Source organism: Bradyrhizobium erythrophlei, from assembly GCF_900129425.1.
Lineage (GTDB): Bacteria > Pseudomonadota > Alphaproteobacteria > Rhizobiales > Xanthobacteraceae > Bradyrhizobium > Bradyrhizobium erythrophlei_C.
On sequence record NZ_LT670817.1, the window covers coordinates 1 to 14,593 of the forward strand.

Here is a 14,593-nt window from a genome sequence, read left to right on the forward strand (position 1 = left end):
AGGGTGTCATGATCCCCGTATTCCCGGATACCAAGGTCGCCCTGAAGGGCAAGAAGGGCCTCATCGTCGGCATCGCCAACGACCAATCGATCGCCTGGGGGTGCGGCAAGGCTTTTCGCGCGCTCGGGGCTGATCTCGCCGTGACCTATCTGAACGAGCGCGCCAAGAAGCATGTCGAGCCGCTTGCGCAGGCATTGGAGGCGCCGATCTTCATGCCGCTGGATGTCATGGTCGAGGGCCAGACGGAGCAGGTGTTCGAACGGATCGGGAAGGAATGGGGGCAGCTCGATTTCCTGCTTCACTCGATCGCCTTCTCCCCGAAGGAGGCGCTCCATGGACGCGTGGTGGACGTCGGCCGCGAAGGCTTCCTCAAGACGATGGATGTCTCGTGCTGGTCGTTCATGCGAATGGCCCATCTGGCCGAGCCATTGATGAAGAATGGCGGATCCATGTTCACCATGACCTATTACGGCAGCCAAATGGTGGTGGAGAATTACAACGTGATGGGTGTGGCTAAAGCGGCCCTCGAATCTGCCGTTCGCTACATGGCCGCGGAACTGGGCCCGAAGGGCATCCGCGTTCACGCGATCTCGCCCGGGCCGCTCGCCACGCGCGCAGCATCGGGGATCCCCGACTTTGACGAACTGATGGACAAGGCGCAATCGAAGGCGCCGACGCGCAGTCTTGTCAGCATCGACGACGTCGGCAATGCAACGGCATTTCTGGCGCTCGACGGTGCCAAGCTCATTACGGGCGGCGTCATGTATATCGATGGCGGCTATCACATCATCGATTGAGGGGTGATCGGCACGCTTGGGCGAGCCGCTCAGCGATAGTGCAGGGCGATCAGCTCGGCGACGCAGGCGGGGCGTTTGCCACCGTCGATCTCGATCACAAGATGATAGTTCACGCGCAAGCCATCGGGCGGTACGTCCTCGGCTTCGGCAATCGTGATGCGGCCGCGCAGCCTTGAACCGGCCGGCACCGGCGCCAGGTACCGTATCCTGTCCGCACCGTAGTTCAGTGTATTGCGCAGACCTTTCAGGCCAATCACCGACCGAATGAACAGCGGCGCGAGCGCGAGCGACAATAGGCCGTGGGCAATGGTGCTGCCGCCGGGCAACTCCTTCTTCGCGCGCTCCTGGTCGACATGGATCCACTGTTCGTCGCAGGTTGCTTCCGCGAAGAGGTTGATTCGGTCCTGCGAGACTTCGATCCAGTCGCTCGTGCCGATCTCGGTGCCGACCGCGGATTTAATTTCGTTGAAGTCACTGAATATCCGCATGTGCGTTACCTGCTTAGATATTCATCTCGGGGACGCTGTCGGGAATGTCGAGCTCGGCGTCGGTTACGGCCACGACCTCGGCGATGCTGACATTCGGTGCGGTTTCCAGCAGCGTCGCTTTACCGTCGGGGAAGGCGATGACAGCCATGTCCGTCACGACCAGGCTTACCGGCCTTGTCGATGTTAGCGGCAGGGTGCATTTGGCAACGATCTTCGATTTTCCTTTCGCGGCGTGCTGCATGGCGACGATAACCCGCTTGGCGCCGCTGACGAGGTCCATCGCTCCGCCCATGCCGGGCACCATCTTGCCGGGGATCATCCAGTTGGCCAGCTGTCCATGTGCGTCGACCTGAAGGCCACCCAGCACGGTTACATCGACATGGCCGCCGCGGATCAATCCGAAGGACATCGCGCTGTCGAAAGTGCTGGCACCAGGCAGGGCGCTGATCGGGCGGCCGCCCGCATCGGTCAGGAGCGGGTGAGTCATCCCTTGCTCCGGTATCGGTCCGGTACCGATCAATCCGTTTTCCGACTGAAAGAACACCTTGAGCTCAGGCGGAACATAGTTGGCGACCAGCGTCGGAATGCCGATCCCCAGATTCACAAGGTCGCCGGCATGGAGCTCCCGCGCGACACGCCGGGCGATGATTATCTGTGCATCCATGGTTCACCCGTTCGTAATGAGGTAGTCGACGAGCGGCGCCGGGGTCACGACGTGGTCGGGTGCGATGACGCCCACCGGCACGATGTGTTCCGCCGTCACGATGACGGTATCGGCCGCCATCGCCATGATGGGATTGAAGTTGCGTGCAGTCAGCGCGTAGGTGAGGTTGCCGAGATAATCTGCCAGAAAGGCGTGAACCAGGGCGAACTTCGCCCGCAGCGCGGTTTCGAGCAGAAACGTCGTTCCGGCTACCTCGATCTGGCGCTTGCCTTCGGCAACCAGGGTGCCGACGCCGGTCGGCGTGAGCACCCCTCCGAGACCGCAACCACCGGCACGAATGCGCTCGACAAATGTCCCCTGAGGTACGAGATCGACCGCGACCTGGTTGGCCAGCATCTGCTGCTGCGCCTTCGGATTGAGGCCGATGTGGGTTGCGGTCAGGCGCGATACGAGAGTCGCATCGAACAGCTTGCCAACGCCTTTCCCGGGTACGGCAGCGTCGTTGCTGATCACCGAAAGTCCGGTCTTTCTCTGCCTGACGATTTCGTCGAGCAGGCGTTCCGGTGTTCCAACACCCATGAATCCGCCGACCATGATGCTCGCTCCGGGCGGGATCATCGCAACGGCTTCTTCAACGACAACGGCCCTCATGATTGAAACTCCAGTCAGTAAGCGATCAATGAAAGGGCGGAAGCTACCGTGATGTTGATGAAGCCCATCAGCGCTCCTTTGATCTGCATCAAGGCTTTCGGCTATTCCGCGCGAGGAATGGTATCGCCGACTCCTTCGAGCGCTTCGGCCCAGCAATGCCGGACTGCCGGCTCATCGTTATGCCCAGCATCGGGCATTCGATGAATCTTGAACTGCCGGCCCTCTATGCCGGCTATTCGGTGCCTGGTTCGGGGGACTTGCAAAGTAGTCGAAATCGGTTCGTTCTTCGAAAAAGAGAGGAGTTAGCCATGTCAGACGCCGACCTTTCCGCCGACAAAGTCCGTACGATGCTGACCGAAAGTCTCGAGCGCCTTCGAAAGGCCAGCGCAGAGTATTTCGAATTGCTCGAGAAGGGCCTGAGTACTTCGCAGCTACCGGTCGCCGACCAGGCCAAGCAATTCTGTGGCTACATGCAACGCAATGTCACCGCAACATTTGATCTCGGCGAAAAGCTGATCCAAGCCAAGGATATGCAGGACGCCGTCAAGATCCAGTCCCAATTTTTCCAGGACCAGATGCGATCGCTGACCGACCATGCAAAGAGCATGGGCGAGTCTGTCATGAAGGCTGCGACGGGCGTCTCTACCCCAAAGAGCTGAAGGCAGTGGCAGGGCCGGCCGAGGCGAACATCCCTCTGCCGGCCCGATCAAGCTTGGGACGGCTATGGTGCTTCAATTTCTGGTCGGCTGCATCGTCAGCGTGATCAACATCATGATCCATGCGCTGGTGACCGTCGGCGCGGTCGGCATTGCCCGCTCCGCGGGGTTGCGGCAAACCGAGCGTCCGAGGTTGCATCTGATGGCCGTGATGGTCGGCACCGCAGCTGCCCTGATGGTGGCCCACACGCTCGAGGTTTTCGTCTGGGCGCTGGCCTATGCGATCGTCGGTGCGGCGCCTGCCGGCAGCGGCCTGCTGTATTTCGCCTTCGTCAATTACACCACGCTCGGTTACGGCGACATTACGCCAGTGCAAGCGTGGCGGCTGACCGGGCCGATGACCGCGATGAACGGTATCCTGATGTTCGGCTGGTCGACCGCCGTCCTGTTCGAGGTGCTGCGCAAGACGCTTGAGCATCTCGCATCGATCGACGCCCGCGGGTTCAGTTCTGCAGATCGAGACCGGCGAGCTGCTGGCGGTCCAGAAGCACGATCTGGCGCTGATTGGCGCCGATGAATCCGAGGATGCCGAGTTCATGCAGCCGCGACAGCGCGCGAGACACCGTTTCCAGGGTCAGGCCGAGATAATCGGCAATGTCACGCCGAGACATCGGCAGCGCCATGACGCCGGCCGCCGTCAGCCGCCTGTCCATCTCGATCAGGAAGGCGGCGACCCGCTCCAGGGAAGTCTTGCGGCCGAGCAGGAGCATGTGATCTTCGGCATGCTGCAAGTTGTTCGTGGTCATGCCGAGCAGGTTTCGCGAGACCAGCGCATCGCTCTCAGCCACCAACTCAAGGCTGCGCCGCTTGACCAGGCGAACCGTGGTGTTCACGATCGCCTCCGCCGTAAACCGGTGCTCGCTTCCGTTTTCCAGTCCGAAAATATCGCCGGCCAGGTGAAACGCGCCGATCTGGCGACGGCCGTCCGAAAGCAGCTTATAGCTTCGGACCGCACCAATCTTGACCTGATAGACGAATTCCGCGGGCTCCTTTTCGCCGAAGATTTCGGTTCCCTTTTTATAGGTAAATTCGCTTAAACTGACGACAGGATTTGAATAACTCCCCATGCCGAGTGCATCGAGAGTAATGGGGCGGGCTGCCGGATCGTTGGTGATGCGAGCAAACATGGGCCAACTCCTGAACTGGCATCGGGGTGGTCTGTTTCCCTCCAGGAAGCATTTCATCGCAAGGAATGCGCCGCCGTGTTCCCATTCCCGCTGAAGTTGATTGTCGGCGAAGGCAGTATTTTTAGCCATTGTCCGAACGTGCATTGTACCAAGGGACAGGTCTGGTATACGGTGCCGGGAATGAAAAGACCGGTACTGGTACAGCCGTGTCGGGCAGACGACGTATCGGCCTCGCGGGTTTAGATGTTCTGATCTGCGGAACTCTTCGGCTAGTTGTTGCCGCTCAAATGGTTGGGTTGGTCATCGCCTTGAAGGAGCAGTTTCCCAATGCTCAAGGGCGATCGGATGCGATCCCGGAGTGATTGAGGTAATCCAGAGAGATCTCAGCAGGTTTGGATCTGACGGCAGGGAGGGAAGATTGCCTGGCCTTGTTCTGGTGGTAGACGACGATGCTTCATTTCGTACGGCAGTCGAACGTCGCCTGAAACTTGCGGGCTATGAAGTCGAAACCTATTCGTCGTCCCAACAACTGCTGGATCGCCTGGCGGGCGTTGAAGAGCCGGGATGCATCCTGCTCGACGTAAAGATGCCGGGACTGAGCGGCCCCGAACTGCAAAGTCGCCTCGTCGAACTCGGTTCGCTCCTGCCGATCATTTTCGTCACCGGACATGCCGACACTCCGACGACCGTGCGAGCTATCAAGGCGGGCGCTGAGGATTTTCTGACCAAGCCGGTATCGTCGGAACAACTGATCGATGCGATCGAACGCGCCATGGTGCGCTGCGAGTTCGCGTGCCGCCAACGAAGCAAGTTCAATTCCCTTCACGCTCTTGTTGCCACATTGACTCCGCGCGAGCGCCAGGTGTTCGATTTGGTTGTGCGTGGCAAGATTAACAAGCAAATTGCCCATGAGCTGGGAGCGACCGAGCGCACGGTAAAAGCGCATCGCCATCAGGTGATGGAAAAGATGCGAGTGCACTCGCTCGCGGAACTGGTTTCGAACGCGGAGCGACTCGGCATGCTCGATCCCGATCTCAGTTCCGGCAGCTAAGTGCGGCAATCCTGTACAGAAGGACAATATGAAAGTCTATTGAGGATGATTAACCAAGAGCGCGAGAGGCTCTCGCGCTTGTCTACTGACAAGGTCGTCCAGCCATGGTCGTCCAGGATTTTGGGTCGTCCAGTATTTTTGGAACCGGCCGAAAAGCGTGCCCTGGCAAAATCGTTGAGAACCCGAAGGCCGAATATCTTGTCGACACGCAATTCGATTTTTGTCGTGGACGATGATCCGTCAATACGCATGGGCGTGAAACGGCTGTTGATAGAACACGGCTTCAACGCAGCACTGTTCGATTCCGGTGCCTCGCTGCTCAGCTGTGCCGATTTCGGCGAAGCATTTTGCATTATCCTTGATATCGGTCTGAACGATCAGTCTGGAATAGACTTGCGCCGCCAACTCTTGAATAAGGATATCAATCTGCCGGTCATCTTTATCACCGGCAATGACAGTGATGCGAACCGCTCAGCCGCGATAGACTCGGGATGCATCGCCTACCTGACCAAGCCATTCTCGGCAAGATCACTTATCGAGCCGATAGAAAGAGCGCGCGAAGCGATATTCTAGCACGATCTTCCGCCTCTCATTCATCAATGTCCTGTTCGAGTGTCTGCGCCGGCGCACCCTTATGGATAGAGGCGAACTGGGCAAGCGGCAGCGACGTCGTGAGCAACAGCAGGTTCGAATCCACGAATTCCAGCCGCAGCGTTCGTCCCGAATCCATTTCCTTGACCATCTTCGGGTCTGCCACGGTGCCCGCGATGCAGGCGTTGGTCAGGCACCAGGTATAAGGCACGCTATGGGGCTCGCCTTGGTCGATCGTAAGTTTGGCCGGCTTCGGCAGATACATGCCGACAGGAGAAAACACCTGCAGCCGTGCAGTGGGGTCGCCCTCACGCTCGACGATATCGACGCGGACCGCCACCTGGCCGGTCGTGAACGTGCCGGTGATCGAAGTCCGGCAAAGCGTTTTTGAGCCGCCAGGTTTGAAACAGAGTTTTCGCCAGTCTCCATACGTGATGTCCTTCACCTCCCGCTGGCCGCGGGGCGCAATTTCGGTGCCCCCGGCTTTGGGTGCGGCGGTCGGATTCTGTTGCGACGCCGCTCGCTGATTGGACGCGACGCTCGCGACCGCTACCAATAAGAGGGTCGCGAAGGAATGCTTCGCATATGTGCTTCCTGACCGCGTTTCAGTGCGATGTGAGTTCGTCATTGTTATGCCTCCAGGCTTCGGTCCTTGCTATCTCTGCTCATCGAGGAACTTCGTCACCAGCGGCGACCAGATCGGAATGGCATCGGGAGAGCCGATGAAAAAATGCCCGTCGTCGCCGAACGGCGGCAGCAAACGATATTCGGCCTTGCCGCCTGCGGCGGTAAAGGCCTCGTGCATACGTTTCGACAGGGCCGGACCGAAGAAGGTATCGTTCTCGATATAGATCCACAGCATCGGCACGCGCGACGTGCGGCCGAACTCGCCGGTTGTTTCGACCAATTTGTCGGGCGCACAATTATTGTTTGGCTTGCCGTCGACACGGCCGCCTCGGCCGGCGGCAAAGGTGATGATCGCCTTGACCTGGGGCGGGTTCAGGCTTGAAAGCGCGATCGAGGCCCACCCACCAGCGGATTGTCCGACGACAATGACGTCGTTCGGCACGATGCGCTTTTCGGCGGCCATATAGTCGATGATCCAGAGGTCAACCTGCGCAACGGCCAGGCCGGGAGCGCGGAAATTGGGATTGCTGCATTTTCCGACCTTCGAGAAGAACGGGCCGTAGAGAGCATGCTCGGGTATGTCGATCGCCGCTGCGCCATATCCGGTGCCGACGGGGGCCACCACGAGGTAGCCACGTTTGGCAAACCACTTGGCCGCGTCGCGGAATTCCACGAGCGGGAAAAAGCTGCGGCCGGTTGGATTCATCGAAACGCCATGATTCATGATCGCAAGCGGGAACGGTCCGTCGCCGACAGGCCGCACCACATAGGCGAACATCGGGAGCGGCAGCGGAAGCGCCCAGATTTCTTCCTGGATGGATGCGGCCTGATTTTCCGCGCGCGACGACGTGATCAGGGTGGCGCATAACAGCAGGAACGCTACTGCCAGGGTCCGTAACCTCTGCTCACACATGTGATCACTCCCTCAATTTTCGCACCAACGGATCTCTTCAGCCAACAAAGGTGCAATCCACGATGATCAGGCCAAGCACGGTCAGAACAACGTTGCCGATAGCGTAAGGCCCGGCGGCGCCAAGCACCGGCGTCTGGCTCTCGGCGATCTCGCAGCATCCGGTCACGGCGGCGTCGACCATCATGGCCGCGGCGAGTGCGCCACAGGTGACTTCGCTCAAGGAGGCAAAGAACTCGGGCTCCGACCGGTAGCCGATGGTGAACACGAACAGGTTAAAGAGAATGCCCCTCAGCACCGGAGGAAATGTGAAGGGGCCGAGTTGCGCTGTGAGGACGGCGACGATCAGCATGCACGCCGTCGTGCCGATCGCAAATCCGCGAACTTTGGCGCGGCCCAGGATGGTGCCGATGGCGACCGCCAAGAGCAGAAAGATTTCCGGGGCGGTGGAGATGATCCACCTGACACTGGCCATAGTCGTATTTCCCGGCACGCGGTTCGATTGTGCTCGATTTGATTGCCGGGAACTCACAGAAGGCTTGATCCAGATCAAGCCGCGCCGGGCTTGAGAGCGTCGCTTATCGGGCCGTACCGGACCCGCGGCAGCTTGCGTCTTGACATGAGTTCTCGGGCGGCACTGCTGATCGTGCTGTTTCGCTGCGAGATACGCCCCAACGAGGAACGTCCATGAAGTCACGCTTGTTTCAGCGAACGGGCTGGACACGGATTTTTCCTCCGTTGACCTGGCTTGCCGGGTATAAACCGTCCTGGTTGCGTCATGATACGATCGCCGGAGTGACACTCGCCGCCTATGCGATCCCGGTGTCACTGGCCTATGCAGGCCTCGCCGGGTTACCGCCGCAGGTCGGCATTTACGGCTATATGCTTGGCGGCATCGGCTATGCCCTCCTTGGGTCGTCGCGCCAGCTTGCGGTCGGCCCGACCTCCGCGATCTCGCTCATGATTGCCGGCACCGTCGGCTCCCTGGCCGGAGCAGACGCGATACGATTCGCGCAGATCGCCAGTCTTTCGGCATGCGCCGTGGCGCTGCTTTGCCTGATCGCCTGGCTTTTCAAGCTCAGCATTCTTGTCCGTTTGGTCAGCGACAGCATCCTCGTCGGCTTCAAGGCGGGAGCCGGGCTCACAATCATCATGAGTCAGTTGCCGAGCCTGTTCGGCGTGGCCGGCGGCGGGCACAATTTCTTCGACCGGGCAATCCGGCTCGCAGGTCAGTTAGGCGACGTCAATCTGCTTGTATTGGCGATTGGAGTCGCTGCGATCCTGCTCTTGCTCCTCGGTGAACGGTTTCTGCCGGGCAGGCCGGTCGGACTTACCGTGGTGGCGTTGGCAATCCTCATGGCAACCTTGTTCGGACTTCCATCACGGGGGATACCTGTAACCGGAAACATCCCGGAAGGACTGCCGGCTTTCGAGGTGCCCACATTCGGCATGCTGGAATTCGAAGAGCTATTTCCGATCGCGGCCGGATGTCTGCTGCTGGCCTACATAGAAGGTGTTTCGGCGGCCCGGAGTTTTGCCGCGAAGCATGGGTACAGCCTTGATGTACGGCAGGAATTTCTCGGGCTGGGAGCCGCCAACCTCGCTGTTGCGTTTGGCCATGGTTATCCCGTCGCCGGCGGGTTGTCGCAATCCGCCGTCAATGACACGGCGGGAGCGCGCACGCCGCTGGCATTGGTGGTTTGCTCTTTGGCCCTCGCGCTTTGCCTGCTTTTCTTTACGGGGTTGCTGACCAACCTTCCCAAGGCGGTGCTGGCAGGCATTGTCTTCGCCGCCGTTTACAAGATGGTCGACGTCCGCGCGTTGATTCGGATGTGGAAGGTCAGCCGGATCGATTTCTACGCCGCGGCTATCGCGCTTGTGTCCGTGCTGCTGCTCGGAATCCTGCAAGGCGTTCTGCTTGCTTCCCTTGCATCCATCTTCCTGCTGCTTGGCCGCGCGTCGCAGCCCAACATAGCGTTTCTCGGGCGGCTTCCCGGAACGGGCCGCTTTTCCGACAGCGCCAGGCACGAGGGCGTGGAGCCGCTGATCGGTGTTATCGCGTTTCGGCCTGAAGCCTCGCTGCTCTACATCAATGCCGAGACGATTCTGGAGACGGTTTTGAAGGCGCTCCGAAAATCGTCTGACGTCAAGCTGGTTGCCTGCGATCTCTCCGCATCCCCCTATATTGATCTTGCAGGGGCGCGCATGTTGCTCGATCTCCATGACGAGTTGGTATCGCGTCAAGTGACTTTCTGCATCGTAGGGGCCCATGCACAATTGCGCGATCTGTTGCGGGCGGAAGGGTTGGCGGACAGGACGGACAGCGACGCGTGGCTCCGGACGCTCGACAGCGTGCTGGACGAGGGCAAGGCGAGGGAGCGATCCGGTCTCCAACAGGAACGGCCGTCTGGACCGTGAGCTACTGTCCGCTTTACGCGGCGACTGCTGACAATAGGTGACCGTCAGATATCCCTCACGCCTGTTGCGAAGCGCAGCATTCGCCGCAGCTTGGCGAGTCTATTTCGAGAGAGTGCGACCCTTGACTTGGATCAAAGGAGTGCGAGGGCAGGGCGTCACGATCCGGCGAGCCATCACCCTCGCGAGGATCGGAGAGAGACATGTCAAAGGACACCAAGCCCGCACAGCAGCGCATCGATCAATTTTTTCCGGGCTCCTTGCGCGATAGTCGGCGTCGAACTGAAGATCCTCAGAGGAAAGAAAAGGTCATGAGAAGATTTTTCACAAACGTCGCCCTGGTTGTCTTACTCGCAGGCGTGGCGGGTATCAGTACGCCATCGCGGGCTGAAACCGGCAAGGTCGCAGTCGTCTTTACCAAGGGCGGGTTGATCGTCGGAGTCGGCGGCGGCGAAGGGGTGCTGGTCTTGCGAGGCAAGCGCTACCCGTTCACCGTATCGGGCATGAGTGTCGGCTTCACGATCGGAGCCTCGACCACCAGATTTGTTGGACGGGCCCTCAATCTGAGGGGACCAGCTTCGATCGAAGGTGCGTACAGTGCGCTCGGAGCCGGCGGTGCCATTGCGGCTGGCGCTGGAGGCGTGCAATTGCAGAACGCCAATGGTGTGATCCTGCAGCTCAGCGGCCCGAAGGTCGGCGCTGAAGTATCGGCCGCAGTTGGCGGGGTAACGATTCGTTTGAGATAGATCAAAGCGATCAGGCCGCGCGCGCGAGTGCGCCGCCTGATGCGCTCACCCCGGGCCGCCGCCCACATGCGTAGCGTTCGGCATTGTGCTCGCTGCGGCCGGATAATTTGCGATTATCCAAGTGGGTTCGCGGTCGGCAGTTAGGTTTTCTTGGGTAATAGTCATGCGGAAATCCTGCCTACATGTTGCTCCGGCTGCCCTGCTGGGTATCCTCTGGCTGGCGGGCATCAGCACAGCATTGCACGCGGAAACCGGATCTGTCGCTGTCGTGCTTACAAAGGGCGGCTTTATCCTCGGTGTCGGCCGCGGCGAGGGCGTGCTGACGCTTCGAGGCAGGCATTACCCATTCACGGTCTCAGGCATCAGTGTGGGCGGCACGATTGGCGCCTCGACCACTAAGCTCGTTGGACAAGCCTTCAACCTGCGGGGGCCCGAGTCCATTGAAGGCACCTACGGTGCGGTCGGCGCCGGTGGAGCACTTGCCGGCGGCGCCGGAAGCGTTCGGTTGCGGAACACCAATGGCGCGATCACCAATGTCGTGATCCTGCAGCTCAGCGGCCCCAAGGTCGGAGTCGAACTTTCGGTCGCTGCGGCTGGCGTCAGCATACGCTTGAAGTAGTTGCGAACGACAGGCCACTCTGCGGGCGTGGCCGCGGCTTCGCTCAATATCGCTCGGCAACGAACGTCATCCGGCGCAATCCGGTCTGGTCGTTATAGCGTCCCTTGTTGGAACGCTTCGGCAGTTTGACCTCGCTCTTCTTCATGCGCTTGTGCGGAATCAATTTTAGCAGATGCGCGATGCAGTTCAGACGCGCCCGACGTTTGTCGTCGGAACGAATGATGTACCATGGCGAGTGCTTCGTGCTGGTGGCCTTGAGCATCAGGTCCCGCGCCCGCGAATAGTCATACCATCGTTGGTACGATTCCAGGTCCATCGGGCTCAGCTTCCATTGCCGCAGCGGATCGTCGATTCTCGCTTCGAAGCGACGCTCCTGCTCGTCCATCCCGACCTCGAGCCAAAGCTTGATCAGGATGATGCCACCCTCGATAATGTATTTCTCCATCTGGGGACACAGTGAAAGGAATCGCTTGTGCTCGGCTGGCGTACAGAACCCCATCACATATTCCACGCCTGCACGGTTGTACCAGCTCCGGTCGAAGATCACGATCTCGCCTGCAGCCGGAAATTGCTGCATGTAGCGTTGAAGGAATAGCTGCGTCTTCTCGCGATCCGACGGCGCCGGAAGGGCCGCCACGCGAAATACGCGCGGGCTGACCTTTTCCGTGATCGCCTTGATCGTGCCGCCCTTGCCGGCGGCATCCCGGCCTTCGAACAGGACGATGACCCGAAGCTTGTTCGATTTCACCCATTCCTGGAGATAGCAAAGCTCGACCTGGAGCTTGCCCAACTCTTTCTCATACGCCTTGCGCTTCATCCGCGCCGCGTTCGCGTCGGCCGACATGCTCACCCTTCCGTTGCTTCAGGTCTAATTCGACCGAACTGCCCTCAGTCTCCCCAGGCAATGGTGATTGCGATGTCGCCTGGCATACCTCCCGGGTAATCGATGATCTGGTAGCTGATGCGATAGCCCCGCGGTTTCAGGTAGTCGGCCCACAGCTGGTATATTTCCTTTGGAATCCCCGTCAGCGTGTTCTCCCAGCCTGGTTCCTGCTGGCCGATGGTGCGGCCCTTGTCCGTGCACAGCGAGTTGGGGAACCGATACACCTGCACTTCCGTCATTCCGTTTCGTACCGCTCGCTGGATGACGGTTGCGGCGAGCTGGACCTTTTCCTCCTCCGATTTGCCTGACGGACGACTGAGCCGCTCGATCAGGGCCCGCTTCTCGGATTCGGCGGCAGCGGCAAGACGCGCATATTCGTCTGCCTTTTCGGCCTCCTTGAGGGCCGCTTCCTTCCGGATCTGGTTCGCACTGGGAATGAGATCATCGATGCTGGCAGGCATGGCTGATGGCTCCTGAGTGGCTGTTCCGCTTCAGCGTTGCCGTTAGCCTATGTGTCGGCCGATACCGTTCCCTTGATCCAAATCAAGCAAATCCGCACCGGGGATACGCACTGTGCTCACGAGGTCTGCGAACGGCCAGTTCCGCTTTTGGGAGAGAACGTTGAGTGAGCAGATGCATCCGATGGCTCCCCATCATCTGCCCTTCTACCTCGCCCCGGGGAGCGGGACCGATGTCCTGATGGTGGTGATGGGCATTTTTCTGGTCGCCGCCCTCGTCTGGGTCGGCACGCTTTATTTGCGGTTGCACAGCCTGCCGGAGCGCATGGCGCACAAGTCGGAGAAATTGCAGTTCGAGATCGTGGCCATTCTGGGCCTGCTGGCGCTCTTCACCCACATCCACATATTCTGGGTAGCGGGACTGCTGCTTGCCATGATCGATATCCCCGATTTCGGCACCCCGCTGCGCAGCATTGCGGGGTCGGTTGAAAAAATAGCGGACACCGGGCCGGATACCGTTGCCGAAGCGGAGCAGGAAGCGGCGTTGGCTCCCGCGTCACTTCCAACCGACGCTGCAGAAGAACGCAAGCGGCGCACAGGAGGCGATAGGCCCCATGTTTGAGCTGATGATTTGCTCTCTTGTGACGATCTTGCCCGATTATCTCTACCGCCGCTATGTCCAGAACAAGCGGTTTGGCAAGGAGATCACGTTCTATTCGGTCTGGTACGAGCTCAGATGGGGCATCACAGGATGTCTGATGCTTACGATCTCGCTGATAACGATGATCTTCTATTTTCATCCCTCGACCAACAGCGCCACGTTGTTCTTCAGGACGGTTCCGATTCTTCCCGAAACGTCAGGACGTGTGGCGGAAGTCAACGTCGGCTTCAGTGCGCCGGTCTCCAAGGGCGACGTGATCTTCAGGCTGGATAGCTCGAAACAGGAGGCGGCGCTCGAAACGGCCAAGCGCAAGATTTCTGAAGTCGATGCCGCACTGGCGGCAGCGGAGGCCGACGTCACGAAGGCAGAGGCCCAGATCCAGGAAGCGAGAAGCGAGCATCAGCAGGCCAAGGACGAATTGGATGTGAAGAGCGAGCTGCAGCGTCGCAATCCCGGGATCGTGCCACAACGCGACATAGAAAAGCTGCAGGTACTGGTGGATCAGCGCCAGGCCGGCATAGACGTCGCAGCGGCAACCAAGCAATCCGCGATCGCGCGGGTTTCGACGCTCCTGCCGGCGGAAAAGGCGAGCGCCGAAGCGGCGTTGGCGCAGGCGCAGGTGGATCTGGACAAGACCTTTGTCCGCGCCGGGGTTACGGGCCGGGTCGAGCAGTTCGCGCTGCGCATAGGCGATGTGGTCAATCCACTCATGCGGCCGGCCGGCATTCTCATCCCGGAAGGCGCTGGCCAGCAGGTGCTGCAGGCGGGGTTCGGCCAGATTGAGGCTCAAATCATGAAGGAAGGAATGGTGGCGGAGGCGACCTGCATCTCAAGGCCCTGGGTGATCATCCCGATGGTTGTCACCACCGTTCAGGATTACATCGCCGCTGGCCAGTTTCGCGGCGGAGAGCAACTGGTCGAAGCGCAAAATGTTGCAGCCCCCGGAACCATCCTTGTTCACCTGGAGCCTCTCTACAAGGGCGGTCTCGAAGGGGTGACTGCTGGCAGCAGCTGTATCGTCAACGCCTACACCAGCAATCACGAGGAAATTTCCGCAAAGGATACGAGCACAAGCCGGAAGATCGGCTTGCACGTGGTCGATGGTGTCGGATTGGTGCACGCATTGCTGCTGCGGATCCAGGCGCTGCTCCTGCCGATCAAGACGCTTGTACTCAGCGGTCACTGATCA

General features: G+C 59.8%; 18 protein-coding genes and 1 pseudogene. 10 read left to right on the plus strand and 9 right to left on the minus strand.

All coding sequences use genetic code 11. The annotated features are described in order from the left end of the window. Window positions 1–8 precede the first annotated feature (8 nt). Entirely contained in the window at window positions 9–797 is a 789-nt protein-coding gene (fabI, locus tag B5527_RS00005; RefSeq protein WP_079606936.1) for an enoyl-ACP reductase FabI, read from the plus strand. 29 nt (window positions 798–826) lie between these two features. Here the strand turns inward: fabI and B5527_RS00010 are convergent, their stop codons facing one another. From B5527_RS00010 to B5527_RS00020, 3 genes are read right to left on the minus strand one after another with little or no spacing between them, the layout of a single operon-like run. Next, window positions 827–1,285, minus strand: coding sequence for a MaoC family dehydratase (locus B5527_RS00010; RefSeq protein ID WP_079599467.1), 459 nt, complete (start codon window positions 1,283–1,285; stop codon window positions 827–829). Window positions 1,286–1,298: 13 nt separating this feature from the next. Further along, window positions 1,299–1,949, minus strand: a complete 651-nt coding sequence (locus B5527_RS00015; protein ID WP_079599468.1) for a 3-oxoacid CoA-transferase subunit B — start codon at window positions 1,947–1,949, stop codon at window positions 1,299–1,301. Between the two features lie 3 nt (window positions 1,950–1,952). Next, window positions 1,953–2,600: a CoA transferase subunit A gene (locus B5527_RS00020; RefSeq protein WP_079599469.1), complete on the minus strand. Its 648-nt coding sequence runs from the start codon at window positions 2,598–2,600 to the stop codon at window positions 1,953–1,955. Between the two features lie 200 nt (window positions 2,601–2,800). Between B5527_RS00020 and B5527_RS00025 the strand changes: the two genes are divergently transcribed. Both B5527_RS00025 and B5527_RS00030 read left to right on the plus strand, forming a co-directional pair. Beyond that, a complete protein-coding gene (locus B5527_RS00025) occupies window positions 2,801–3,259 on the plus strand; it encodes a phasin (RefSeq protein ID WP_425305053.1) in 459 nt (152 codons plus the stop codon). A 64-nt stretch (window positions 3,260–3,323) separates the two neighbouring features. Then, window positions 3,324–3,833 (plus strand): potassium channel family protein, encoded by a 510-nt coding sequence (locus tag B5527_RS00030; protein WP_079599471.1) that lies wholly within the window; start codon window positions 3,324–3,326, stop codon window positions 3,831–3,833. Here the strand turns inward: B5527_RS00030 and B5527_RS00035 are convergent. Further along, window positions 3,760–4,443 (minus strand): helix-turn-helix domain-containing protein, encoded by a 684-nt coding sequence (locus B5527_RS00035; RefSeq protein WP_079599472.1) that lies wholly within the window; start codon window positions 4,441–4,443, stop codon window positions 3,760–3,762. The two genes, B5527_RS00030 and B5527_RS00035, sit on opposite strands and share 74 nt — an antisense overlap. A 418-nt stretch (window positions 4,444–4,861) precedes the next feature. On the opposite strand from B5527_RS00035, the gene B5527_RS00040 reads away from it, so the two are divergent. Next, window positions 4,862–5,494: a response regulator transcription factor gene (locus tag B5527_RS00040; protein ID WP_079599473.1), complete on the plus strand. Its 633-nt coding sequence runs from the start codon at window positions 4,862–4,864 to the stop codon at window positions 5,492–5,494. 45 nt (window positions 5,495–5,539) lie between these two features. Then, window positions 5,540–6,067: a response regulator gene (locus tag B5527_RS45945; RefSeq protein ID WP_079599474.1), complete on the plus strand. Its 528-nt coding sequence runs from the start codon at window positions 5,540–5,542 to the stop codon at window positions 6,065–6,067. 16 nt (window positions 6,068–6,083) lie between these two features. Here B5527_RS45945 and B5527_RS00050 read toward each other — a convergent pair whose 3' ends face one another. The 3 genes and pseudogenes from B5527_RS00050 to B5527_RS00060 all read right to left on the minus strand — a co-directional run. Further along, a complete protein-coding gene (locus B5527_RS00050) occupies window positions 6,084–6,530 on the minus strand; it encodes an invasion associated locus B family protein (RefSeq protein ID WP_338065081.1) in 447 nt (148 codons plus the stop codon). Between the two features lie 210 nt (window positions 6,531–6,740). Beyond that, a complete protein-coding gene (locus B5527_RS00055; protein WP_079599476.1) occupies window positions 6,741–7,625 on the minus strand; it encodes an alpha/beta hydrolase family protein in 885 nt (294 codons plus the stop codon). 175 nt (window positions 7,626–7,800) lie between these two features. Continuing rightward, window positions 7,801–8,097, minus strand: a pseudogene (locus tag B5527_RS00060) (transporter); the annotation flags it as partial. Window positions 8,098–8,309: 212 nt separating this feature from the next. Between B5527_RS00060 and B5527_RS00065 the strand changes: the two are divergent. From B5527_RS00065 to B5527_RS00075, 3 genes are all read left to right on the plus strand, one after another. Further along, window positions 8,310–10,040 carry a SulP family inorganic anion transporter gene (locus B5527_RS00065; protein ID WP_079599478.1) on the plus strand — a complete coding sequence of 577 codons (1,731 nt, stop codon included), beginning with the start codon at window positions 8,310–8,312 and terminating at the stop codon, window positions 10,038–10,040. 308 nt (window positions 10,041–10,348) lie between these two features. After that, window positions 10,349–10,783 (plus strand): hypothetical protein, encoded by a 435-nt coding sequence (locus B5527_RS00070; RefSeq protein WP_079606937.1) that lies wholly within the window; start codon window positions 10,349–10,351, stop codon window positions 10,781–10,783. 163 nt (window positions 10,784–10,946) lie between these two features. Further along, a complete protein-coding gene (locus B5527_RS00075; protein ID WP_079599479.1) occupies window positions 10,947–11,402 on the plus strand; it encodes a hypothetical protein in 456 nt (151 codons plus the stop codon). A gap of 43 nt (window positions 11,403–11,445) precedes the next feature. On the opposite strand, the gene ppk2 is transcribed toward B5527_RS00075, so the two are convergent. Together ppk2 and B5527_RS00085 are read right to left on the minus strand one after the other, a co-directional pair. Further along, window positions 11,446–12,246, minus strand: coding sequence for a polyphosphate kinase 2 (gene ppk2, locus B5527_RS00080; RefSeq protein ID WP_079599480.1), 801 nt, complete (start codon window positions 12,244–12,246; stop codon window positions 11,446–11,448). Window positions 12,247–12,290: 44 nt separating this feature from the next. Next, a complete protein-coding gene (locus tag B5527_RS00085; protein ID WP_079599481.1) occupies window positions 12,291–12,746 on the minus strand; it encodes a hypothetical protein in 456 nt (151 codons plus the stop codon). Window positions 12,747–12,927: 181 nt separating this feature from the next. On the opposite strand from B5527_RS00085, the gene B5527_RS00090 reads away from it, so the two are divergent. Then, window positions 12,928–13,365, plus strand: coding sequence for a hypothetical protein (locus B5527_RS00090; protein WP_079606938.1), 438 nt, complete (start codon window positions 12,928–12,930; stop codon window positions 13,363–13,365). Beyond that, the gene (locus tag B5527_RS00095) at window positions 13,358–14,590 is read left to right on the plus strand and encodes an HlyD family secretion protein (protein ID WP_079599482.1); all 1,233 of its coding nucleotides are present in this window, start codon (window positions 13,358–13,360) and stop codon (window positions 14,588–14,590) included. The genes B5527_RS00090 and B5527_RS00095 overlap by 8 nt, the downstream gene beginning before the upstream one ends. Window positions 14,591–14,593 lie beyond the last annotated feature (3 nt).

Bases quoted from the DNA above. Each gene is read 5' to 3' on its own strand.
- B5527_RS00090 (WP_079606938.1), top strand. From the start codon at position 12,928: ATGGCTCCCCATCATCTGCCCTTCTACCTCGCCCCGGGGAGCGGGACC.
- B5527_RS00065 (WP_079599478.1), top strand. From the start codon at position 8,310: ATGAAGTCACGCTTGTTTCAGCGAACGGGCTGGACACGGATTTTTCCT.
- B5527_RS00025 (WP_425305053.1), top strand. From the start codon at position 2,801: ATGAATCTTGAACTGCCGGCCCTCTATGCCGGCTATTCGGTGCCTGGT.
- B5527_RS00030 (WP_079599471.1), top strand. From the start codon at position 3,324: ATGGTGCTTCAATTTCTGGTCGGCTGCATCGTCAGCGTGATCAACATC.
- fabI (WP_079606936.1), top strand. From the start codon at position 9: ATGATCCCCGTATTCCCGGATACCAAGGTCGCCCTGAAGGGCAAGAAG.
- B5527_RS00085 (WP_079599481.1), bottom strand. From the start codon at position 12,746: ATGCCTGCCAGCATCGATGATCTCATTCCCAGTGCGAACCAGATCCGG.
- B5527_RS00035 (WP_079599472.1), bottom strand. From the start codon at position 4,443: ATGTTTGCTCGCATCACCAACGATCCGGCAGCCCGCCCCATTACTCTC.
- B5527_RS00055 (WP_079599476.1), bottom strand. From the start codon at position 7,625: ATGTGTGAGCAGAGGTTACGGACCCTGGCAGTAGCGTTCCTGCTGTTA.
- B5527_RS00020 (WP_079599469.1), bottom strand. From the start codon at position 2,600: ATGAGGGCCGTTGTCGTTGAAGAAGCCGTTGCGATGATCCCGCCCGGA.
- B5527_RS00015 (WP_079599468.1), bottom strand. From the start codon at position 1,949: ATGGATGCACAGATAATCATCGCCCGGCGTGTCGCGCGGGAGCTCCAT.
- B5527_RS00070 (WP_079606937.1), top strand. From the start codon at position 10,349: ATGAGAAGATTTTTCACAAACGTCGCCCTGGTTGTCTTACTCGCAGGC.
- ppk2 (WP_079599480.1), bottom strand. From the start codon at position 12,246: ATGTCGGCCGACGCGAACGCGGCGCGGATGAAGCGCAAGGCGTATGAG.
- B5527_RS00075 (WP_079599479.1), top strand. From the start codon at position 10,947: ATGCGGAAATCCTGCCTACATGTTGCTCCGGCTGCCCTGCTGGGTATC.
- B5527_RS00010 (WP_079599467.1), bottom strand. From the start codon at position 1,285: ATGCGGATATTCAGTGACTTCAACGAAATTAAATCCGCGGTCGGCACC.
- B5527_RS45945 (WP_079599474.1), top strand. From the start codon at position 5,540: ATGATTAACCAAGAGCGCGAGAGGCTCTCGCGCTTGTCTACTGACAAG.
- B5527_RS00095 (WP_079599482.1), top strand. From the start codon at position 13,358: ATGTTTGAGCTGATGATTTGCTCTCTTGTGACGATCTTGCCCGATTAT.